General features: G+C 66.7%; 20 protein-coding genes. 11 read left to right on the forward strand and 9 right to left on the reverse strand.

Going from position 1 to position 22,423, the window contains the following annotated elements:
* The first annotated feature begins 18 nt into the window (after positions 1-18).
* Together ABZW17_RS40825 and ABZW17_RS40830 are read left to right on the forward strand one after the other, a co-directional pair.
* Positions 19-1,032, forward strand: coding sequence for a YncE family protein (locus ABZW17_RS40825; protein WP_354826551.1), 1,014 nt, complete (start codon positions 19-21; stop codon positions 1,030-1,032).
* 716 nt (positions 1,033-1,748) lie between these two features.
* Positions 1,749-2,189 carry an RICIN domain-containing protein gene (locus ABZW17_RS40830; protein ID WP_354826599.1) on the forward strand — a complete coding sequence of 147 codons (441 nt, stop codon included), beginning with the start codon at positions 1,749-1,751 and terminating at the stop codon, positions 2,187-2,189.
* A gap of 858 nt (positions 2,190-3,047) precedes the next feature.
* Here the strand turns inward: ABZW17_RS40830 and ABZW17_RS40835 are convergent.
* Both ABZW17_RS40835 and ABZW17_RS40840 read right to left on the reverse strand, forming a co-directional pair.
* Entirely contained in the window at positions 3,048-4,436 is a 1,389-nt protein-coding gene (locus ABZW17_RS40835; RefSeq protein ID WP_354826553.1) for an alpha/beta fold hydrolase, read from the reverse strand.
* Positions 4,437-4,441: 5 nt separating this feature from the next.
* Positions 4,442-4,888 carry a hypothetical protein gene (locus tag ABZW17_RS40840; protein ID WP_354826555.1) on the reverse strand — a complete coding sequence of 149 codons (447 nt, stop codon included), beginning with the start codon at positions 4,886-4,888 and terminating at the stop codon, positions 4,442-4,444.
* A gap of 526 nt (positions 4,889-5,414) precedes the next feature.
* On the opposite strand from ABZW17_RS40840, the gene ABZW17_RS40845 reads away from it, so the two are divergent.
* The 4 genes from ABZW17_RS40845 to ABZW17_RS40860 all read left to right on the forward strand — a co-directional run bounded on the left by ABZW17_RS40845 (position 5,415) and on the right by ABZW17_RS40860 (position 11,820).
* Positions 5,415-6,164 carry a zf-HC2 domain-containing protein gene (locus ABZW17_RS40845; protein ID WP_354826558.1) on the forward strand — a complete coding sequence of 250 codons (750 nt, stop codon included), beginning with the start codon at positions 5,415-5,417 and terminating at the stop codon, positions 6,162-6,164.
* A complete protein-coding gene (locus ABZW17_RS40850) occupies positions 6,161-6,580 on the forward strand; it encodes a hypothetical protein (RefSeq protein WP_354826561.1) in 420 nt (139 codons plus the stop codon). The genes ABZW17_RS40845 and ABZW17_RS40850 overlap by 4 nt, the downstream gene beginning before the upstream one ends.
* Before the next feature lie 847 nt (positions 6,581-7,427).
* Entirely contained in the window at positions 7,428-7,841 is a 414-nt protein-coding gene (locus ABZW17_RS40855) for an Lsr2 family protein (protein WP_354826563.1), read from the forward strand.
* Positions 7,842-8,613: 772 nt separating this feature from the next.
* Complete coding sequence (locus ABZW17_RS40860) at positions 8,614-11,820, forward strand: hypothetical protein (RefSeq protein WP_354826565.1); 3,207 nt, start codon at positions 8,614-8,616, stop codon at positions 11,818-11,820.
* A 291-nt stretch (positions 11,821-12,111) separates the two neighbouring features.
* Here ABZW17_RS40860 and ABZW17_RS40865 read toward each other — a convergent pair whose 3' ends face one another.
* Positions 12,112-12,258: a hypothetical protein gene (locus tag ABZW17_RS40865; RefSeq protein WP_354826567.1), complete on the reverse strand. Its 147-nt coding sequence runs from the start codon at positions 12,256-12,258 to the stop codon at positions 12,112-12,114.
* Positions 12,259-12,673: 415 nt separating this feature from the next.
* On the opposite strand from ABZW17_RS40865, the gene ABZW17_RS40870 reads away from it, so the two are divergent.
* Together ABZW17_RS40870 and ABZW17_RS40875 are read left to right on the forward strand one after the other, a co-directional pair.
* Positions 12,674-13,384, forward strand: a complete 711-nt coding sequence (locus ABZW17_RS40870; RefSeq protein ID WP_354826602.1) for a WD40 repeat domain-containing protein — start codon at positions 12,674-12,676, stop codon at positions 13,382-13,384.
* A gap of 88 nt (positions 13,385-13,472) precedes the next feature.
* Positions 13,473-13,607: a WD40 repeat domain-containing protein gene (locus tag ABZW17_RS40875; protein WP_354826570.1), complete on the forward strand. Its 135-nt coding sequence runs from the start codon at positions 13,473-13,475 to the stop codon at positions 13,605-13,607.
* Positions 13,608-13,628: 21 nt separating this feature from the next.
* On the opposite strand, the gene ABZW17_RS40880 is transcribed toward ABZW17_RS40875, so the two are convergent.
* The 4 genes from ABZW17_RS40880 to ABZW17_RS40895 form a co-directional block, all read right to left on the reverse strand.
* Entirely contained in the window at positions 13,629-14,228 is a 600-nt protein-coding gene (locus ABZW17_RS40880; RefSeq protein ID WP_354826572.1) for a hypothetical protein, read from the reverse strand.
* Between the two features lie 385 nt (positions 14,229-14,613).
* Positions 14,614-15,183, reverse strand: a complete 570-nt coding sequence (locus tag ABZW17_RS40885) for a hypothetical protein (RefSeq protein ID WP_354826574.1) — start codon at positions 15,181-15,183, stop codon at positions 14,614-14,616.
* 368 nt (positions 15,184-15,551) lie between these two features.
* Positions 15,552-15,788 (reverse strand): hypothetical protein, encoded by a 237-nt coding sequence (locus tag ABZW17_RS40890; RefSeq protein ID WP_354826576.1) that lies wholly within the window; start codon positions 15,786-15,788, stop codon positions 15,552-15,554.
* A gap of 364 nt (positions 15,789-16,152) precedes the next feature.
* Positions 16,153-17,691, reverse strand: coding sequence for a hypothetical protein (locus ABZW17_RS40895; protein ID WP_354826579.1), 1,539 nt, complete (start codon positions 17,689-17,691; stop codon positions 16,153-16,155).
* A gap of 213 nt (positions 17,692-17,904) precedes the next feature.
* Between ABZW17_RS40895 and ABZW17_RS40900 the strand changes: the two genes are divergently transcribed.
* Positions 17,905-18,372: a hypothetical protein gene (locus ABZW17_RS40900; protein WP_354826582.1), complete on the forward strand. Its 468-nt coding sequence runs from the start codon at positions 17,905-17,907 to the stop codon at positions 18,370-18,372.
* Positions 18,373-18,681: 309 nt separating this feature from the next.
* Here the strand turns inward: ABZW17_RS40900 and ABZW17_RS40905 are convergent, their stop codons facing one another.
* Positions 18,682-18,903 carry a hypothetical protein gene (locus ABZW17_RS40905; RefSeq protein ID WP_354826584.1) on the reverse strand — a complete coding sequence of 74 codons (222 nt, stop codon included), beginning with the start codon at positions 18,901-18,903 and terminating at the stop codon, positions 18,682-18,684.
* A gap of 387 nt (positions 18,904-19,290) precedes the next feature.
* On the opposite strand from ABZW17_RS40905, the gene ABZW17_RS40910 reads away from it, so the two are divergent.
* Both ABZW17_RS40910 and shbA read left to right on the forward strand, forming a co-directional pair.
* Complete coding sequence (locus ABZW17_RS40910) at positions 19,291-20,154, forward strand: hypothetical protein (protein WP_354826587.1); 864 nt, start codon at positions 19,291-19,293, stop codon at positions 20,152-20,154.
* A gap of 605 nt (positions 20,155-20,759) precedes the next feature.
* Entirely contained in the window at positions 20,760-21,386 is a 627-nt protein-coding gene (gene shbA, locus ABZW17_RS40915; RefSeq protein WP_354826605.1) for an RNA polymerase sigma factor ShbA, read from the forward strand.
* 583 nt (positions 21,387-21,969) lie between these two features.
* Here the strand turns inward: shbA and ABZW17_RS40920 are convergent.
* Positions 21,970-22,239: a DUF1883 domain-containing protein gene (locus ABZW17_RS40920; RefSeq protein ID WP_354826589.1), complete on the reverse strand. Its 270-nt coding sequence runs from the start codon at positions 22,237-22,239 to the stop codon at positions 21,970-21,972.
* Between the last annotated feature and the right edge of the window lie 184 nt (positions 22,240-22,423).

A 22,423-nucleotide genomic window follows, 5' to 3' on the forward strand; every position in this document is an offset into this window, starting at 1 on the left:
AGATGTCTGGTCATCTTCGTGCTGGCCGTCGTCGCAACGGCATGTGCGCCGTCCCCGGCCCACGACGCATCCGAAGCCACCGGCGATCCGAGCACAGGTACTGGCCCTGTCGCCCCCGTCCGGTATGGGGTGATCGCCACAGTCGCCACGGGAAGCCAGCCGTTCGGCGTCGCAGTCGATCCCACCCTGCGGCGGGCTTTCGTCGCCGACGACGCCATGGATTCCACTCGCAATGTAACGACGTTCGACACAGGCACCACTGCGCGGATATCGTCGTTCTCGACACGGGTCCGATCGGATACCGTCCTCGACGTCACGGTCGACCCGCTGACGCACACGCTCTACCTGCCGCACTATCCCGCAGGAGCCGGTAGCGGCGTCACCGTGGTCAACGGCGAAAGCGGAGCCGTCACAGCCGATATTCCCGTGGGCTCCGCCCCCTACGCCACCGACACCGATCCCGGCGCCCGTGTGCTCTACGTCGCCAACCACAGTGACGACACGGTCTCGGTGATCGACGAGCGGAGCAACACGGTCTCGGCTGTGCTCCCAGCTGGGGAAAGCCCGATGGACATCGCCGTCGATCCGACCACACACGTGGTCTATTGCGTGAACCAAGTCGGCAGCGTGACTGTGATCGACGGAATCAGCCGCTCAGTGCGGGCGACCATTCAAGTCGGGCACAACGCCAGCAGCATTGCCGTCGCATCGGACACCCACACCGTCTTTGTGTCCAACTCCGACGACAACACCGTTTCCGTCATCAATGGGTCCACGAACGCCGTCACCACGACATTTCCGGTTCCCGGCCGGCCCGGCCGCCTCGCCGTCGATCCCGATCGTCACGTTCTGTACATGGGCAGTTCGGACACTTCAGTCTCGGTAGTCGACACGACGAACTACTCGATCATCGCGACGATGCCGGTCGGACAGTACCCGAGCTCCATCGCGGTCGACCCGACCACGCACCACGCCTACGTGACGAGCAGCAAGACCAACACCCTTTCGATCATCGGCCCGCAGCGCCCTTAGGCGAGCAGCCCGGCGACGCCGCCTCGAACAGCTCCCGCCTACGAGACGTTGCGGGTCCTCTGGGCGGACTGGTTCGGACCGGGCGGTGCCGCACCGATCCGAGGCCGACGCGACGCTCACGGTCGAGGCGATGGAGCACCTGATCGCGACGTGCATCGTCGGGGTCTTTACCGACCGGCGACGCCCCGTACAGCCACTCTGACCAGCGTTCATGCTAGGCCTACAGTCCGCCACGGGTGCGTGGCGCTGATCACGGTCGCCTGTTGAGGTGACCTGCAAAGCGGCCTGTCGGCGCACTGGTAGTCGGCACTCGGGATGCCCCGACTGGCCCGATGGTCACTCGCCAGCGCGCCGCCGCGGGCGTTGGGGCGAGACCGCGGAGTGGGCGATAAGGCCAGTGCGCGTCATTAGTTTCGAGGGTGCGATGACGGGCTTGGCAGTACCAGCAGGTTCGCTAGTCTTAAGCTGCTCTCAGTCGCCCCTCACGTGCGCCACGGTCGGCCGAGACACGTGCACCTTCCATCGTCCGTCGTAACGGCGCATCTGCGTCAGCCGACTACACAACAAACAGCGACGTCGACTGCAGGAGGACATCGGTGACGGAACCTCGCCAGCCTGTGGTTGATCTGAAACTGCGCCTCGGGGTCCTTGATGTCGGCATATCAAACATGCAATTGCCGAAGAGGCGACGACGAGCCGCAGCACGCGGCCCGTTTATGATTGTCGACCGATTCAAAGGCATGGCGCTCGACACTAACCATCGCCATACGCCAGGCGCCGAGCCGATCATGTGGTCGCCGAATGGCGGTGAGCAACAACTTTGGTGGGTCGACCAGGTCTCACGCTCTCGCGAATACACCATCACATCCGTGGAGACCGGCCTTCGGTTGGACGCGGGCGAGCGATTCGATCTTTCGCGTCCACCCATAATGTCACCGCCAAATGAACCGAGTCACCAGCGATGGGGATTCATACGTGGCCCTGAGAATATCGGTTGCCTGATCGTGTCTCTCCGAAGTGGCCACGTGCTCGATTTCCCCCAGCTGATCGATCGAGACAATCCGCCCCACATGTACGCCCGGAATGACGAGCTTCAACAACAATTCCTCTTACTACGCATCGCAGCTATAGATCAAGGGAGATCCCAATCGACATAACAGACGCTAAGGCTGGATCCCGCGATTGAGGCGAACAAGCTTCCGCCCGACGCGGCTCGGCCGCGCGAGGGGGTCGGCGACCGGACCATAGGCTCGGGCGAAGTGGATCGTCGCGGTTCATGTCATCGTGGCCGGATCGGTGAGTTTGACTTCCAGGTCGGCGACGCGGCGGCCCTGGAAGCGCAGGTTCGATCGGACGACCGTCAGATCAGTGAGCCGGAGAACGTCTCGTCGAGGAACAGCGGCGTGGACAGGTAGTTGCCGATCGGCGCGACGCGCGCCGAGGCCGGGAACTCCGGGCGGCGGCGTCGTCGGCCACGGCGACCCGCACCACCTTACCGGTCTTGGCCGCCTCGACCGCCGGTCCGCCGTCGACGTCATACTGCACCTGGTCGCCGTCCCGGGCCTGGTCCGAGATAGCCGCGACGGTGTACGGGCGGCCATCGTCGAGAACTGAATACTGGCCAGGTCGGCGCCCGGGATGGCCGGGACGACCTGGCGGCAGAGCAGCTGGAGCACGACCTGCAGCTCTTCGTGCTTGGTCCAGCACGCCGGGCAGCTGCTCGCGCGCCCCGGTCACGTCGTCCACCCGCCGCACCACCTGCGAGTCGTCGCCGCAGGTTCGTCGGGGTTGTCGTGGACGGACATCAGCTTACATTCCTTCCGGCTCGGCGCCACGATTCTGCCCTCATCTCAGGAGCACACGCAGCACGGCCGGGGCGTCTGCCGGCTCGGTCGTGTCACCGTTCACCGGTCAGGGGACGCAGGCACGGTGTCCACATCATCACAGGCCACCTCGGCCCACACCGTCTTGGTCTCGGCTTCCCGGTGGTCCCGGACGCCCCGGGCAGAGGCGAGCTAGGCTCCGCACTCTCCGGCAGCCGCGCTGGCACCGTTCAGCTGGCAGAACGGCAAGCCGGCAGCGGGACCGGCGGTGACGGTGACCATGTCCTTTTTGGGTTTTCGCAGCGTGACCGGCAGACCCACGCGAAAGCCCAAGTCGCCATCGGGCTTGAAGCCGGCCGGTGGCCTGCCGCCTTCCCACGTCTCGTAACCGACCTTGATGACTGTGCCGGTAACCGCGCCCTGTGCGTTCATGGCCGTGAATCGATACGACACCACCTGATTGCAGTATGGCGTATCCGGCAGGTTGTCCACGACACACGGTCCGATACTAATCTTTTGCCGACCGGTCATATCGGCAGAAATGTCGAGACCGCCGCCGTGGGCAAACCAGGTGCCCACAAACGGATTTATCGTTGCTGAAGTCAGCGACGGTGTGCCACCTGGGTGCGATACGGCACCCTTCGGTGCGGCTTCGATTACTTGCTTGGCCTCCGCCAAGAATCGTGGATCACGGGGTTCCCGCACGTGCGTGCAGCTGATGTCAACAACGGCTTGGAGCTTGAAAAAGGCGGCGACTCCCACCGTGCCGCAGTCGACGGTTCGGGCGCGGGCGCCGGCATCGCCGTGTGCGGACTCCACGCCCACGACGGCATCACCGACGTCACCGAGTTGGAAAACATGTCCGAAGAGGCTGGTCGTCAGGGTGATCTTTCCCGCGACCGCTCGGGTAGGCAGGTTCTGCGGCCAGGGAGGCAACCGCTTCTCCTCCCCCGAGCCTGGGGTGAAGGCGTGGGCAGCCGGGCTGGTGGCGATGGCATCCACGAACTCGCACAGCGACGCCTCGAACCGTCGGACACACTGCCCCGAGAGCGCACGCAGCAACACGCCTTCAGGCAGCGAGAGCCCGTAGCTCTTGAGGAATGTCCCATGGTTGGGCGTACCGAATGTGACCACACCGGCCACGTCATCGCGGACCGACCGGTGACCGCAGCCGGGATCCAGCGCACATCGGGTCGCCAGGCCACCCATCGAATGGGCGACAATGACGACCTTGCCGGGGCCGCCTGCCTGCCGCGACCGCTGCGCCAAGTCCGCGATTGCGGTAGCCAACGCGGGCCCGATCCGATTGTCAGTCACCCACTCGGTGTGGACCGCGCTGTAGTCGAAACCTTCGACGTGAGTCGTGGCACTACATAACTGCTTCACCGCCGACGGCACACCGGGATGCTGGTCGCCGAAGCCCCAAGTGCTCGGAGCGGAGTTGAAGCCGTGCACCAGCAGAACCGGCACACGGCCGGCCAGCGAGCCGCTCGTGCAATCCGCCGCCTCGGCCTGACTCGGCACAGGCGCGACCACCAACGTCGAGACGACCGCTGCTACGAGCAGGATCGTCCGGGGCATGCCTCTCACGGCTGCTCAGTCCCGAGCACGAACCACTCGCCGTTCTCTCGAATCACCAGAACGATCCACGCGCCCGGTGTCGACCCCGTCACGGTTGCCGGAACTCTCAGCACGTCTTGACCGGCTTGTTCGGCGCGGGCCACATCAAGGTGCATCATCGCGCCGGCGGGGAGCAAGGCGCCAGGTTCCTTCACGTAGGCGGCCTTCACTGACGACGCCAAGACGTCCGCCACGTCGTTCGAATCTGGGCTGACCAGTTGTCGTTCGATCCGTTGCGCTCTGGCCTCGGTCATCGACGAACCCGGCTGCGCTGGCGGCGCCGAGGATGAAGTTGCGGCATCGGCACTGGTGCCGTTCGTCGCGCCGTTGCCGCCCCGCAGCCAGAGGTACCCTCCGACGGCGGCGGCCGCCACGGCGACGAGTACGCCACTCCAGATCACCCAACGTCTCATTGACTGCTCCTCCAGTACTGATTTACGGAGTCGCTGCCGACGCTATGACAGTTACAACAGAGTCCGCCGCTTCCGGCCAGAGGCACTGATGGGACACCGCACGAAGGCCGAACTCGGCGAACGCGGAGCGACGGCTCCGTCAGGCACCTGTACCTCGCTCCCTTTCCGGAGGCCGACCCACTTCCTGGCCGGTATGGCTGGGGTAGTCGCTGCCGTCGAGGGTGCAGTAGCTGGGAGCGCTCGACGTCGACGTCCTCGACGACGTCGCCTTCCTGGCGATGGAGCTCAAACGCCTCAGCGCCCCTGAGCTGAGCGGCAGTAAGCCGTGTCGTCGGCCGTCTCGTGGCGGTTAGGAAGGTCAAGCTTGGTTGAACCGGGCAACGAATCGTGCGGTGAACAGGTCAGCGCCCTTACGTTCGCGAGCCGTATCCACGGTTGCCGCGGCGGGGCAGTCTGGAATTGAGAGCCTGGGTCGTCGACAGTCGCCTCGACTACACTCGGCTCTGGTTGTCAAGGAGGGCCCGACATGGACGAAACTCAGGAACGGTGGGTCAATGAGCAACTCCGGTCGAATCCGGAAACCTTCTACGATGCGCTCTCTTCGATCTTCTCCGTCGTGCCGTCGGGAGTCCTCGACCGGTCCCACCCTGCCGGAGACTTGGTGCACCAGATTTCCGCGCTCAACAACCTCGACCGCGCGTTTGTCGAGGCCGGCATCTTGGCAGTGCTGGGCGAAATCGTAACGCTGCCAGGCGATGCCGGGAGTAAGTCCCGATCGAAACTAGCCCGGGGTTGGGGACTTCCGGAGTCCCACTTGCTAGAGGAAACCACGCAAGCTTACGTCGTCGGTGACCTCTCGCCTTCGGCAACACAACGGGCGGAAGCCCATATTGCGCACTGCGCGGCGTGTTCGGCTGAACTGGCGGCGGTTCTCCGGGCGCGCGAGGCGGTGCGGAATTCGCCTCCGCCAGAGGTTTCCCGGGCATTCCTCACTTCGCTGGAGGACTTTCATCCGCCGGTGTCCGGCGCGACCGGCGTCGAAGGCGCAAGCCCGGATCCACCGGACACGGCGCCGAAGCCCGCACGTCGCTGGCTGCGTTCCTTGCTGGCAAAGCGCACCGGGGTGCGCGAACGCCGGGATTCCGGCGGTGAGGCCGTGGGAATCGAGTCCGCGACCGAGGCATTGAACACAGTGCTCAACCGGCTCGGACCACCGCCGGAGCCGCTGGCGCAAGCGGCGGACTCGCCGGTTCCCATTCCTCAGGGGGTTTCATGACCGCCGCTGCGGGACCTCCGAGAGGGACAGCCTGGGAGACGCTGGCGCCGTGGGAGAAGGCCACCGAATGGCACGCCAAGGCTCCGCACATCGCCGACGAGGTCATGGCGCTCGCCCGGGAGCAGGCTTGCCACCAGCGGCAGCTGGAACTGGACCACGCCCGTCACCAGCGGGTGCTCTCCACGCGGATTTGGATCACGCAGCTGATCACCCTCGGCCTGAGCATCGTCAACATGGTGGTCATCGCCATTCTGGCCTGGCACTCGATCGACACGGGCAACTTCGTGCCCACGTTGACGGTGCTGGGCGCGGGGGCCGGGCTGACGGCGGGAACGTACGGGGTCAGCCGGTCAATCGCGGGACGAGGCCTTTCCGCGCTGGATGCGAAGGAAGATCGCCAAGGAACGGGTGCTTGACGCGTTCCGCGTCGTGAACACGTGATCGGTTCGACCTATGATCGCCAGACGGGGGGGGGACCGTGGGACATCGTCGACCGGTTGTGCGCCTGGGCGGAGGAAACACCGTGGTGCGACCAGCTCGAGCTGAGCAGGTCGCTGGCGAAGGGGCGCGGGGACCGCTACTCCGACATCGACGCGGCGCTCGGTCTCGCCGATGAGGTCACCTTGCCGGTGACGTACGAGGCGGTTCTCCCCCACCCCTCCCTGCCCACAGCTGCTGCCAGCCGACGCCACGCCACAGATCAGCCAGGCCACCGCCGACACCTGCCGTGCGACCACATGGAACCGTCGCCCCAAATCTCTGAGCACCGAGGTCGACTCACCGGCCGGAGCAGCGAAAACCAGCTCATCCGCCAAGCCCGCATTCGTCACCCGCTGCGTTGATTTCGTCGCCGTCCGACGCACCGATGTCGCAAGCGACCGGCAGGATTCGCCAATTAGCTCAGCTCAAACTCCACCACTACTCCGAACAGACCAACCCGAAACCCGTCACCGATTCCCCAGACACAGGCGAGGCGGCCAGCGCCAGCTGCGCAGGACTGGCCGACACAGGCTCCGCGCGTGCAACTTGCAGATATTCGGCGGTCTCGGTCACGCTTTCCGCCTTCACCGTAGCCTCTCCTCCCGCAGGATCCGAGATCCCCAGAGCAACCCGTCCCATGAACTCAATAGATTCCACCTGGCGGAGGGGACGAACTTCGCGGAAGCAACGAGTATGTCTATACTCCACAGTAGAACATCGGATTTGTGCGCTTAGCCACAACCGTGCCGCATCAAAAGTGTCAGCGTTCTCCAAGGAGCAGGAATGGCCCAGAAGGTCCTCGTCGAGATGCTCGACGACATCGACGGCACCCCCGCCGCCCACACCGTCCCGTTCGCTCTCGACGGCGTCACCTACGAGATCGATCTTTCCGACGACAACGCCGCCGCCCTGCGGGACGAACTCGCCCGCTACATCGGCGCCGGCCGCCGCACCGGCGGCCGCAAGGTCCGCGTCGCCACCGGCCAATCCACGGCGCCGACCGCGTCCGACCGGGAACGCAACCAGCAGATCCGGTCCTGGGCCAACGCCAACGGCTACGAGGTCTCCGAACGAGGACGCCTCTCCTCCGAGGTCACCGCTGCTTACGAACAGGCACAGATCATGGAGGCGGAAGAGCCCGCGAAGGCTCCGCGCAGGCGGGCGCCGCGCAAGAAGGTCGCCGCCGCCCGGAAGTAGCAGGGTGACAGTCGATCACTGGGTAGAGATCACCGCAGACATTCCGTCGGCGACGAGGGTGAGGACACCCTCGTCGCCGACGGCCACGTCTGCCCGCATTCACGGGATCTCGGCGTTCGGATCCGCCAGCTTGGTCAAGACACCGGTGACCGACTCGCGCTCCATTTCGGCGCTTCATCACCAACTCCCCGAACGCCCCCGTCCGTGCTGTACCGGACCCGGAGTCGGCCGCGTCTCTCGCTCCCACCCGTGCACTGACCTCACCCGCTCAACCGATGCGCGACGGCCGGCCTGTCGGCCGCTGTGCCGCACAATGATTCGGTGAGTGATGGCACCGAGGGTGGCTTCACACTCCCGTCGTGCGCACGATGCGCGCACCGGGCGGGACCGAGGTCACTTGTTCCGACCCCGGACAGATGTTCCTCGCAGTGGCGCTGTCCGAGTCGATATACGAAGACCTCGTCTTGACGAGTGAGCGCCGCTCCCACCGTCGCTGGTGGTGACACAGCCGGCGGCAGTGAAGGAGTACTCGGCCACGTTCCGCTTGTACGTATCACGCCCCAACGGTGATCTCCTGCGGCACAGCTTGCGCAGCGCCTCTGGACGCGCGCCGAAGGCGCTCCGCCTTCCCAAGTACCGGCGACGACAGACGTGATCAGCGACAGCGAATTCGGCACAGCGATCGAGATGGGGCATCTCCACGCCGGGTTCCACCACGGTCCCGCGCAGGTGACAGGTACCGGAGACCGACGCGATCCGGGATGATGGCCCGGTGGCGCAGAACTCGGCTTCGGGCAGGTTCACCGGTCCGGTGATCCAGGCTGCCACCGTGCACGGTGGCGTGCACATCGGCAACGGCGAACCAGCGCGCAGTTACTACCTGTCGCGGGTCGAGTCGTTCGCTCCCCGCCACTTGGTCGATCGCGACGACGAACTCGCCGAGCTGGCCAGGTTCTGCACATCGCCCGCAACCGCGGGAACCTACGCGTGGTGGCGTGCGGACCCCTGGTCGGGCAAGTCGGCGTTGCTGAGCACATTTGTCCTCGAACCACCCGCTGGTGTCCAGATCGTCGCGTTCTTCATCACCGGCAGCCAGCCCGATCAGAGCGATCGTCGGGCATTCGTGGACAACCTTCTCGAGCAGCTCGGCGCACTCCGCGGAATCCCGCTCCCCCCGTTCACCGAGTCGACCAGGGAGACCGGCATGCTCGGGCTGCTGGCCGAAGTGGCGCAGGGCTACAGCCGGCGCGGTGAACAGCTCGCGCTGGTCGTGGACGGTCTGGACGAAGATCGTGGCTTCGATGGCAGCCCCGATGCACACAGCATCGCGGCTCTGCTCCCGATGAGACCGCCTGCGGGGATGCGCGTGATCGTCTCCGGCCGTGACAGCCCGCCCTTACCCGACGATGTGCCTGACGACCACCCGCTCCGCGAACCGGCGATCGTCCGCCGGCTCGCCCCGTCCGAAGAGGCTCGTGCCGTGCGCGATGCGAAAGAACGCGATCTAAAACGCCTCCTCCACGGCACCTCGATCGAGCAGGCCCTGCTCGGGCTGCTCGTAGCGGCCGCCGGCGGGCTCACCACGCCCGACCTGGCCGAATTGACCGGCTTCTCGGATCGGCACATCGAGGACAGCCTGCGCACCGCGAGCGGCCGGAGCTTCGCCCGTCGGCCACCAGAGCGCCCTCAGCTCGCTCACGACGTCCATGTGCTGGCGCACGAACAGCTCCTGGTCGGCGCGCGGTCGATGCTGGGTCCGAAGGTGGCCCACTACCGACAGCGTCTGCACGACTGGGCCGACGACTACGCCGCGAGGCGATGGCCGCCGGAAACCCCCGAGTACCTCCTCCGCGGTTACTTCGCGATGCTGCAGGCAGACCACGACTTACCCCGCATGCACGCCTGCGCGACCGACCCACACCGCCACCGCCTCGCATTCGTTCGCACCGGCGGAGACGGCGCCGCGCTAGGCGAAATCTCTGCCACCCAGAATTCGCTTCTGGCTTCGGAGCAGCCCGACCTGATGGCGCTCGTACGCCTCGCGGTCCATCGAGTGCATCTGCTGCGCGGTAACCGCAGGCTGCCGACGTCGGCGCCCTCGGGCTGGGCGTTCCTCGGGCAGCTGGACCGGGCGGAAGCCATGATCGAGGCCATCAGCAACCCTGCTGACCGCATCAGAGCATTGATCTCCACCGCCACCGTCTGCCACGCGGCGGGTGAAACCCGGCATGCGGAGAAGATGCTCGACCAGGCAGAAGCACACGCCGCAGAGTTCAATCAGTTCTTCGGCGCCGGTCCGGTGGTCGAACTGGCCAAAGCCAGTGAACAAGCCGGAGATCACCAGCGGGCACGTCGTGTCATCGCTCTCATCGGCGATTCGGTTGCCCGGGCCGAGGCTCTTGCGGAGCTGGCTGGGCACGCCGCTGACGCGGGCGCGCGGGATCAGGCAGATGCTCTCTTGACCGAGGCCGAGCAGGTGCTCTGGGCCGAGGAACCCCGCTGGCACACGGACGGGCTGGGCGCCATGGCGGTCGCCGCCGGGAAACTGGGCCAAGCCGATCGGGCGAAGTCCCTGCTGGACGAAGCGGAAGCAGTCCTCGATGCGGACAGCTTCTACCGAACGTCGTTCCACGCTGGTTCTCTTGCCAGGTATGCCGCGCTTGCGGGCGACGACGAGCGGGCGCTGCGGGTCGTGAACACGATGGATGACACGGACAAGCGTGAAGCGTGGCTGGAGTCGATCATCCGGATCACCGCCAAGCGGGATGTTCCCGGCGCCGAAGCCATCGCGCGGGAATCAGCGCAACCGCGCTTGCTGTGTGCCGGGCTCGCGGCCATCGCGTCTTCGTCACGCACGAAGAATCGGGAATACGCCGCACGCCTGAGCACCGAAGCGCTCGAGGTCGCTCACCTGGTGCATGACCCGGCACAGCGGCTGGAGGCTCTGATCACCGTGGCCGCGGCGGTCGCGGACACCGGCGACGTCGACCGGGCGGCGGCGATCACCCGCGAGTACGCCAAACTGGGCACGAACGCGGACCTGGTCCTTCTCGTAGCAGCCGCTGCTTTCCGCGCCGGCGAACGGGAAGTCGGCGCCGAACTACTCCAGCTGACCGAAGACGTCGCCCGTCGCCTGGTCAACGAGTACGACCAACGGATCTCCGTGTTGTGGATCAGGACGATGGCCGACCGCGAAGACTTCGACCGGGCGGAGGCACTGGCAGCCCAGCTGACCGACCAAATGGCCCGATCCTCCGCATGGGCCGCCATCACCGAAGGTGCGCTGGCCGCCAACCAGCTCGACCGGGCCGAACGAGCCCTCTCCTCCGTAACCGACCCGGCGCTGCAACGGCGACCCCGTCTGGACGTGCTTCGCGCCGCCCTCGCGGCTGGCCAGCCTGCACTCGCGAAGAGTATCGCCACGAACGCGGATGATCGGCTGGACCGGGCGAGCGCGTTGCTCCTGGTGGCACGGGATACGCGTGACGGCGATCTGTTCGACGAGGTCGGAGACCTTGTCGACGTGCTGGACGAGCCTCTCGACACGATGAGCGGACTGCTTGGCATGGTCGAAGTGGCGGCTGGCTGGGGCGATCGCGACCGAACCGCGGCGACGCTTCACCATCTACTTCCGCTCGCTCAGGCCATCCGCGAAAACCTGGCGGATGAGTCCCGATCAATGAGCAGGGTGGACAACGTGCTGAAGCTCTGTGCTGCGAGGATCCGCAGCTTGACCGAGGTCGGTGAGGAAGCGTCCCGCCTGCGGAAGTCGGCCGTCGACTACGACCGCAAGACGGCGACATCCGCGGTCCCGGGCAGGTTCCCAATGACCAGCACCGCCGGCTTGTCCCCGGACGCGGCGTTGGCGCGCCAGCTTGTGGAGCACGATTGGGCCTACGTCGTTGAGGAGCTCCTCGAACGCGACCCGGACGCGTACTCGGCGATCATCGCCGAACTGGACGTGCTGGCCGGGCACTGAGCGCCTGACCTCGGTCACCCGTACATTCGGCAGTTTCGATCACGGCAGTCTCCACACCTAAACGTCGCCGTCGGGCCGGGGCCGCCGCCGACTACACAGGTCCGGGAGGTCGTAATGCTGCTTCCGTGTCTGACTCAGAACGAGCGAAGGCACGCAAGACGCGCGGCTTGCGGATGAGGAAGCGGCGGCGGCCGGTCTCGATGATCCCGCGCTCGCGCAGCACCCGCAGTGCGCGTGCAACGGTACGACCTCGATGCCGCGAACAAGGTCATGATCCCGCGGCGTTTGTAGTCATTGGTGACTTTCTCTGGCGGCGCGGTCGTCACGGCCGAGCCTGATCTTCGACCACGCCGATCGGCTCAGCACGACCAGTCTGCCAATCTCGACCGCCACGGGCCGGACCAGCAGTACTGCCGTCATCCACTCGACCATCCCCATCGCCGCCTCCTCCAGTTGTTCGTACGATCCTCCGTGGCGCCGCAGCCGGGTTGACGCTCGTGGACGAACGTTGACTGGAGTCGACCGGTTCGTACGCTGAAGCCGTGGGAATACTGAAACGAGCGGGGACCCCGCCAGGTCCGATCACTGTCTTGTTCGACCGCCTGCACGAGCTTCACTTCCGGGCCGGGGAGCCGGGCCTGCGGCAGATCGCCGCCGATATCGGCATCGGTGTCGTCAGCCACGCCACCGTGCACAACGCGTTCACGGGCCCGCGTGTCCCGAATGGGGATATCTCTAGCTCATCGTCGAGACACTCGGCGGTGACACTGAACGGTTCCACACGTTATGGCTCGCGGCACGGCGGGCAGAAAGAACCGGCCAGGCACCCTTGACGACCGAACCGGTCACACCTTTGCCGAGGCGGGACACCGCTGCTTGGTCCTGCACGAACATCCTGATCGGGCACGACTGCGAAGTGACCGGGGTGGCGTTCAGTCCCAACGGCCGGCGGCTGGCGACGGTGAGCGCGGACATGTCCGTCCGGCTGTGGAACACATACGACGGAACGCCGCACGGTGAGCCGATGAGCGGTCATCGCGGTCCGGTCTGGGGTGTCGCCTTCAGCCCGACCGGCCGCACCCTTGCCTCCGCCAGCGTGGACACCACTGTCCGGTTGTGGGCCCCGGAAACCGCCACCGCTCTGCCGGTGCTGTCCCTCGAGCACGACGGCTACGTGGTCGCGGTCGCATTCACTCTCCACGGCCGCGCACTCGTCACCGGCGGCGGGGACACCCTCGTGCGGGTGTGGGACCTCACCAACGGGCTCTCCCTCCATTCGGTCATGACCGGCCACACCGGCCCGATCAACGACCTGGCGGTCAGCCCCCGCGGCTGGATCGCATCCTCGGGCGCCGACGGCGACCTGCGACTATGGCACGTAGGCGACCGAGAACCCGCCGACGTGCACCTCGCCGAGCACTCCTCTTCGATGGCGTGCGTGGCGTTCAGCCCCGACGGGCGCACACTGGCCGCCGGAGCCGACGACGGCACCGTCCACGTGTGGTCCACAGCAACGAGAAGGCCCGTGCGAGAACCATGGACGGCACACGACAGTCCCGTCTGAAGTATCGCGTTCCCTGAGCCGGGCACCCTGATCACCGCCAGCCGCGACCACACTGCCCCTTCTGTGGAACTGGGCGACTGGCGCACCGGTGGGCCCGCCGCTGTCGGGCCACGAAGATGCCCTGACCCAAGTAGCGGTAAGTCAGACGGGCACGATGCTGGCAACGGCAAGCGACGACGGCACTGCCCGTCTCTGGACGCCCGCGCCGCCCCCGTGTGACTAGTACTCCACACGGTGGGGTCGGTCACGCGGTTCGCCTTTCGGACACCGATCGGGTCGAGCGGTTCCTACGCACCGCGAGATAGTTGCGCAGCCGGGCGTGGCGAAACTGGTAGACCCCGCCCGCTGCCCTGAGCACACCCCGCTGGTGGGCATCGGTCAGGAACGGCATCACGCGCCACGGCAGGCGTCCGGTCAGGGACAGCCACAGCCGCGCCACCAGCCAAGAACCCCAGACCGTGACGAACAGCATCCAGATCAGCAGTCCCGCCGCGACCATGATCAGGAAGCCGGGAATCCAGCGCCCGCCGGCGAACACGACGGAGAACGGAACGCCGAACGCGGACTCGAAGGCGAAGCCCAGCATCATCCAGAACACCGTAGCCCCGCCCAGGCCGACGGCGAGTCCCTGGCGCAGCGCGGCACGTCGGTCAGTGCGCAGCAGCTCGGCCGGGCTGGTTGTCTCGGTGGGATCGACGGGAGTCCCGAGAGCGCGGACGAAGGACACGACAAACCACGTGCCGAGACCGGAGAACAGACCCGCGGCGAGCCCGACGGGAACGACGTTGCCGCTGTGACCGAACACCGACGCCGCGACGCCGAACACACACCGCCGCCGGTCCACACGAGCAGCCACGCTACGGTGCGCCAGCCCCGCAGGCTGACAGCGGGCTGCCCGGCGATCTGCCCAAGCCGGCCCAATATCTGCAACCTGATGCGCGCCGGGGCGGGCCGGATACCACGGGCCTGGCCCACGATGGTTCCTCCGGCGATGCCGGCTATCAGGCCGGCCACCAGGGTCGCGATCACCCACGCGTGCTGGGGGACGGGGTCGGGCCAACGCCCGGCCCAGCCGGGGTAGCCCGCGGCGAGCCACGCAGCTGCCGTGATCACCGATCCTGCCACGGCGCCCACCACTGCCTTGGGGACGGCCAGCACGATCTGCCACCAGGCGATGTCGTACGTCTCCCGGCGGCAGATCTGCCGGGCCAGGAACTGCAGCCACCGCGTCACCCGGTCCGCACGGGCGCCCCTGACCTGATCGGAGTACACAGCAGGGACGAATCCGGCGAGCAGCAGATCTTCGAGCACCTCGCGTGTGGTCCGAGAATCCGGACTGTCCACAGCAAGCAATGCCGCCGGATCTGCGTCGGTGTCGCTGAACACCGTCCGGCCAGTGCGACCATCAGCGGCGTCGAAAGCACTTCGAACAGCGCGCTGTCGACAGCGGAGCGCCGGGTGTGCTCCAGGACCGGGTGCCACTTCGTCCCGGCGCCGCGCCCCTTCCGGGTCGTCAGCGGCAAGTAGCGATCGAGATCGTCGATCGTCAGTGCCTCGAGCCGCACTGTCGCCGCCGCTGTCAGCACGTCCGATGCCTCGACGGCATCGCGGAATTCACGGGGCCTGCTGGTCAGCAGGTACTTATCGCCTGGCCGCACGCCTGCGTTGATCCTGGTGACCGCTTCCCCGCGAAGGCTCTCGGTGACCTCGTCGAGGCCGTCGAGCACAGGCAGGATCCGCCGGGCGGCGAGCAGCCGGGCCGCGACACTCTCGCCCGCTCCGTCCTGCCGGCCGAGCACGGGGTAGTGCAATGAGCTGTTCGGTGAGCCAGTCACGCAGGGACGCGTGTGCCGGATCCCACGACCCAAGGGAGAAGATCACCGGCACGGGCTGCGTAGTCCCGCGCTCGCGCTCGTCCAGCAAGGTCAGCGCGAGCCGGAAAGTCAAGATCGTCTTGCCCACCCCCGCTTCGCCCAGCACGACGAGCCTTCCGGACGGGATTCGGCGGAAGACGTCGACGACGTTCTCGCCCTGGCCGTCCAGGTCCAGGACGGTGTCGTCGTCCGGGCTGCCGTTGATGTTCTGCCAGTGATCGGTGAGCTCGCCATCGGCAGTGCTCCATCGGAACGGCAACGGGAATGGGTCGTGCACTCGCCTGATCTGTTCCTCAGACTCCCACTGCGTCCGCACCGCGTCGGCCAGGATGTCCGCGAACGCATCGAGCCGCTCGGCCCGGCTCCGAGACGGTTGCCTGCCGTTCCTGCCTGGCCGACACGTAAACGGTGTAGACCGTAATCGGGAGGCTGATCCCGGCGATCACCATGCTGACGATGCTGGCGATCTTGTCACCCTGATCCAGGCCGCCCTCGACCAGCAACAGCACCAGGCCGGCGACGAGCGCCACGCAGAACACCACACCGCTGACGATGCCGACGCTTCGCCTGGAAAAGGATCGTCGCACTCGTCTCAACTCGCTTCCGCCGAACCAACGCATCGCGAGCCATGATGCACCGCCACCGCGGCTCGTGTGCCCGCAACCCGGAGATCGCCGCTTCCCTATCCGATGACGTGTCGATTTACCAGCGGTTGGCCGGCCTACGACACGATGCGGAAAGCCACCGCCACGTCGAGTTGCGCATCCCTGGCTCGATCATCTCGATTCCGGAGCCACTCAAGCAGATCTGCGACTAGTCAGAAACTGGACAGTTCCAGGACAATTTGAGTGATGGACGGGCGGATCGTGGATGCCGACCAGCTCGCTCCGAGCGTCAAGGCCTGCTGATTTCCCCGAGCTGCATCGACACCTGATCCCTCAGTTCCTCGCGGCGCCACCAGCGCGCTCCCTCACGCACCGAGCTGTCCCGCTCCGGGGCGGCCGCCACGATGTCGAGCAGATCAACGTCCGCGGTCATACCCGCGCCGTAAAGCACGGCACGCTGCACCGCCGACGCCGTGCACCTATCAAGCGCAGACAGCCACAGCGCTGACGGAGTGCGACCCGGCAGGTGCCCCAGGGACATGGCCGCCCGCGCAGCGACCCCGTCGGGGGTTTGCGGATCAGCCAGCACAGTCTCCAGCGCACCGCGGTGTCGATGGTCGCCGGTCACGCCGAGCAGATCAACCATCCCCTCGGCGACCGCGGTTCCCATCGCGGTGCGCTCGCCGAGCGTACGAGCCAGCGCGTCGGCGACCAGCGCCTTCAGGGGAGTCGCGGCGAGCAACAGGCCGGCATTCACCTTGCGTTCCACGCTACTGCTGAACAGGGCGGCGGCCAGCACATGCGGAAGCACAGGGTCCTCGTCGTGAACGACCCGAAGCCCACTCGAGACCGCATTCACCAGATTCCCCACCACCAGGCCAGCGGTGTCTTCCGGCACCCGGGATCGCGTAGCGACCATAGCCCGAAACTCCACGTCGAGTTGCCGCCGGACCGGCGCTGCCAGTGTGAGTCCCCCGAGCGGCCGCAGCGCCGCGATCAGATCGGCCGCCGCGCTCCGGGTCGCGGCCGACACCGTGCGATCGGTCAGCACGGCACCGGCCACATCCGCAAGGCGCTGCCGCACATCCGTACTCAGCCGGCAGCTCGCGCTGCGCAGACCCCAGCCGATCAGCGTCGCGTGCAACACCCGTTCGCCACAGGGATCGGTCAGGTGCCGGTAGAGCACCGTTGACGCCTGCGTGAACGGAATCCGTGACAGAAGCGCCACCGGATCGATGAGCACCTGCGTGTAGTGATCCCGCAGCAAGGCATCGACCGACTCGACTATCGGCCGGGCAGCCTCCGGGTGGGCGCCAAGGTGTTCCAAAGCCGTGAACCGGGGAACATAACGCCAGCCACGCGCCACCGATGTCTCCACCAACAAGCGGTTGACCAGCACCTGCCATTCTGCCCGCCGCATCAACGCGTGCGTCGGGGTGGTCAGCGCCGCGCTGATCTTCATCCACTCGGTGCAATGCAGGTAACCACCACCGATGGCCCGCTCCAGCAGCTCCTGCACCTGACACATCGGAGCGGCCGGCGGCGATGACGCAGGTCGACGAACAAGGTCCGCGACTGTCACCAGATGTCCCGCGGAGATTCCCAACACCTGCTCGTAGCCGACGATGTCAGCGGTTCCCACTGCGGCTTGCGCGGTTTCCCAACGGGAGATCCGGCTTGGCGTGACCGGGGTCCCACCCCGGTGCGCAGACAAGGCAACCGCGAAGTTGCGCACCGTAGTCAACTCGTCGTCCGGGCCATGCAGCCTGTTCATCCGCAGCAACCAGCTCACGGCATGCGCGGACGGCAGATCCGCACTCTGGCCCACGCGGAAGTTCCCAGCCACGGTATTCGGCCGGCCCCGCCGACTGGCTGCCCCTTGCCCCACGGCAGCCGACTCTAGACAGCCGGATACCACACCACCAGCGTCCGTCTAGGTATGTTTCACGGCGATAAATTGCGGCAACAACACTCCTGTTTCGTCGGCCCATGTTTACCTTGAACTTCTCGATGAGACGTCGAAGAACGAACGGAGAATCAAGTGAGAAGCATCATCAGACGTGGGGCGTCGTGCCTCGGGGCCGCTGCGGCGATCATTGCGGCAACGGAAGGCACGGCCCAGGCCGGACCGGGCGACAATGGCACCGACCCGAGAAGCGGCCCCAACGTCTGCGCCAACGGCGCGCAGTGGATCGCTACGCGGGGAATCGAGACCGAACTCGGCCAGGTGGTCACCAACGTCGATGTCTACTACTCTCCTCGCTGCCTGACGAACTGGATCAGCGTCCGAAGCAACCCGGCGGGCGGGCGCACCGCGAAGGACTTGGGGTCCGACACGGCGGGTTGGCTGCCAACCGAAAACGACTACGGCACAGGAGCCAGCATCAGCATGCAGGTCTACGCACCGGGATCGTCGTGCATCCACTTCCAGGTGCACCTGTACTACCCGAACGGCAGTCACTACGCGGAGACCTACGTCGCCGGTTCGAACACCATCACCATCTGCTGACGAACGTCCGCGTGCCGGTAGTTCCTCTACCCCGTGCTGGCCGAGCCTGCTCCAGCCCCCGGACCCGCCTGCTGGAGCTATGCACGCGGAACACGGTCTCGGCCAGCCGGACCACCCCCGGCCTGCGGATCACCACCGGGTCACCTGCGACGTTGGTCTGCTCGGACATTTCCTGCTCCGTTCGCGGCTCGACGTTCTTACCTGCGCAATCGTCGAGCGACCGGAAACCGGTCACCCTTCGTTCGAGATCTTTCGACGGTTGCACCCCGACAGCCGGTTTCTTCGAGGTCAGAAGCACGTTGCTTGACACTAATCGGGGGAACGTTCGTCCTGGGACGCGGCTGTCGGCGATGCGGCGCGGCGGGCTCGTCTACGCCACCGGTTCAGTCCCTTGCCGCCGTAGGCGAGCCCGCCACCGCCGAGCAGCCCCGTGGCGGCGATGCGCAAGCCGTAGCTGTCGGGCGCTGCCCGGGCGAGGGGACCCAGTACCCCCGCGACCGCGCAGACGATGATCACGACGGTGACCAGCATCAACGCCAACGCGATCAGCGCGTCCCGGCGGATTTTCGCGTCACGAAACCAACTGTCGATGACATTGCTCCACGGCTTCGCCGGGTCCGCGCGCGCCCGCGGGTGTCGGGGACTTTGCCGCCGCCCGGCCGCGCCGGCGTGGGAGACTGAGCGCGTGCGACGTCGAGCCGCCGAACCCGGTCCTCGTTGTCGGTCATGACAGGGATGTAGGGGCGAATTTGCTGGCCAGCCCACGAAAAGTTTCTGCGAAGAAAGTCGTGGGGTGACCGGGGGCAGGGGACCTAGAAGGTTCACATACATGGTTTCCGTGCACTCGGAGGAACGAGGACCGCAGGAACCGCGTCGGCGATCCCGACCGGGGGTCGTCCGTACAGCAAGGAGACGCAGGTGTCGGTGCACCGGTTCCCAGGCGGTCAGCCGCCGCGGCGCCCGAGCGCACACCTACAACCCGAGCTGGATCCCGACGACCTGTTCGCGGACGTGGACGGGGTTCTGGAGCAGTTCGAGGACTACGGCGAGACCGCCGCCGAGACGAACGCGGAGACTCGGGAGGCCGACCGTGCGATAACCCGTCTTACCCGCCTCGGCGGCGACGCCCAGGTGCACAAGCGCCTCGCCGAGCAGGACTTCACCGGACCCGAGTACGAGCTCTTCCGCGCCGAACTGGCCGCATACGCCCTCCCGGTCCTGCGTTCGTTCATCAGACGGAAGGTGATCTACCAGATGTGCCGGGACGCGCAACGCCCTGTGGACGCGACCGACAAGGTCCGCGAGCACCTGGCCCACAATGCCGACGACAGGCTCGAGCTGGCGTGCGAGGCCGTCGCCCGTGGCCTGCACCTGTTCGAGCGCGACGCCCTGCGCGGCGGACGATGGTCACCGGAGCGCGGCGCGTCGTTGAAGACGTTCTTCGTCGGCGCATGCGTACGCAGCTTCACCGACGCCTTCAAGGACTGGGTCACCGAACACGACCATCCCGACACCCGCGCGCTCGCGCTGGCAGACGATGACGACCGCTACCGCGCGCTCGACGACCCAGCCGACTACGTAGAAGGCCTGGCGCAGGTCAAGGAACTCCTCGACGGCATGAAGCCCGCCATCCGCGACACGGCCGCGCGGATCGCGCTGTTCGACGAGACGTTCGAGGAGGCTGGCCAAGCCTGTGATCTGTCTGCCCGAGCCGTCGAAGGCTACCTCTACCGGATACGCACCGAAGCCAAACGACGTGAGCAGAAACGAGGTGGAACATGAGTAACGCGCCTGACCACGACCACGCCGAGCATGCCCGTCTCCAAGCCACCGTGCTACGCCTTCACGAGGTGGTCGAAGCTCTCGCCGAACAGGGCAACTGCAGCTGGCGCGACGCACCAGAGGCCACGGCGCTGCGAGCGCTGCGCGACGAGATCGTCTCCGGAGGCCGCGCCCCAACGGCGCGCGAGATGACCGTGACCGTGGAGTCGGTGATCCCGTTCCTGCAGCTGATCGAGGGCTCCTCGCTCGGCACTGAAGTGTCGCACCGAATCCGCCAGCTCAGCTCGGCTGGCGATGTCGCCGCGATCCTCACCCGGACCGACGAGCTTGCCCGCCAGTCCCACACTTCCCATCGACTTCATCCTCCGTCGTCGGCGCTCCGAGGGCGAGCCGTCGTGGCGGCTGTAGCAGCGGGAGCCTTCACGGCGGCGGCGACGGCATCGACGGAACGGCTCGCAAGTTCGGTCATAGCGGACGAGCTGGCCATGTCCAACGCGGGCGTGTCCCCCACCGCGGTCGACTCGATCTTCACCACCGACCTGTGGCTGGACAGCCTCCCGGGCCGTACTGACACCGAACCGGACGCGCCGGCCGCCCAAGAGAGGGTGGCCGAGTCGGTCGTCGACGGCTACACCGTGCTCGAGGACTCGCCGCGGCCCGAGGGCGCGCTGACGAAGGAACAGCTCAACCCGATCGTGGCGGCGGCGCACGCCGGCGACCCAGACGCCGTCCAGTCGCTGCTGCGACTGATCAAGCCGACGGTCGTACGCTACTGCCGCGCCCGGGTGGGCGGGCGCAACCAGTCCTGGCTCTCGGCCGACGATGTCGCCGACGAGGTCTGCCTGGCCGTGCTGAAGGTGCTGCCGAACTACCAGGACCGCGGCGGCTCGTTCCTCTACCTTGTGCGCGCCATCGCCGCGAACAAGGTCGCCGACGCCTTCCGCTCGGTTACGCGCGACCGGTCGAAGCCCGTGCCCGAGCTGCCAGACCGCACGCGCAGCGGCAACGAGCCGGAGACCCACGTGCACGACCTCGACCTCCGCCCCCGGCTCGGTCGGCTGTTGGAGTCGCTGCCGCCGCTGCACCGAGAGATCCTGTCACTGCGGCTCATCGTTGGACTGTCGGCGAACGAGACGGCGGAGGCGCTGGGCATCTCCGCCGGCAACGTTCGCATCACGCAGTACCGAGCGCTGACGAAGCTGCGCGCCACGATCCGCGACAGCGGGCTCTGAGGGGCATTCCGGCGGCGTGCGCCGCCCAGCGGCGGAAGCATTGGTCGGCCGTAACAGCCGACCAGGTGCCCCGCCGCTCGACGACGGTTTCCGGCCCGGCAGGGTAGGTTCACCAGCGTGCCTGTTACAACCGCCGCCGGCTCGGCGTCCGGCGAGCCGGACGACATCGTCAAGGTTGTCAGTCGGCACGTGGCTCTAGCGCCGCACGGCGATCACCGACTGTGGGAACGGGATATCGAACAGGCCTACCGCAAGGCCGCAGCAAGAGACGACCCGGTCGCTTTGCGCACACTCGCGGACTGGCTCCGAACCCAGCCCGTACGCGAGCAGGACACCGAACAGGCATACCGAGACTACGCAGCCTCACCGCCGACGGAGGACGTTCGTCTGTCGCGCGGAGTTCCACGCGATGCCGCGCCGCTAGGCGATGGCCTTCGAGGAAGACGGCTTCACCGACGCGGACGGCAAGAAGGTGTCGGCCAAGCAGACCGTCGCGGGCAAGGCCGGGTCAACTTCGAAGACGGAGACGGGCGGCGGAGATCGGCCGGTTCAACGAGGCCGGCCTGACGAACTCTTGCTTGGGTCAGTAAGGCCCTGTGAGCCAGTACTTGATTCGACCGGGGTAACTGTCGATGACGAGGTACCAGAAGTCGTCGTAGGGCAACACCAGCTCAACAGGGCTCGCTTCCCAGAAGCCGCCGTAGTGGTACTCGTACCCGTCCTCGTCTTCGTCGCAGTACGCCCGGTAGTTCTCGGCGTCCATCAGACAGATCCTCGCGGCGCAGCCGCGCAGTGTCAGCTCGAAGCGAGCGCCGCCCGCACAGGCCCCAATCTCGTGCCACAGGTGTTCCATACGAGCATTTGTAGTGAAGATCGGCCACCAGCGGAACACCCCGTGCAGTTCGGAGCGGCCACGGCGTCGCAGTCACCAGACGCCACTGCTCGGCCGCGGTCATGGTGCTCCGCCCTGAAAGGGAACGCGGTCATCGGCCCGGCGAGCCAGATGTGACCAGATTCTGTCGGTGTTGCCCGATACG

The sequence above is a fragment of the Amycolatopsis sp. NPDC004625 genome, assembly GCF_040609695.1.
GTDB lineage: Bacteria > Actinomycetota > Actinomycetes > Mycobacteriales > Pseudonocardiaceae > Amycolatopsis.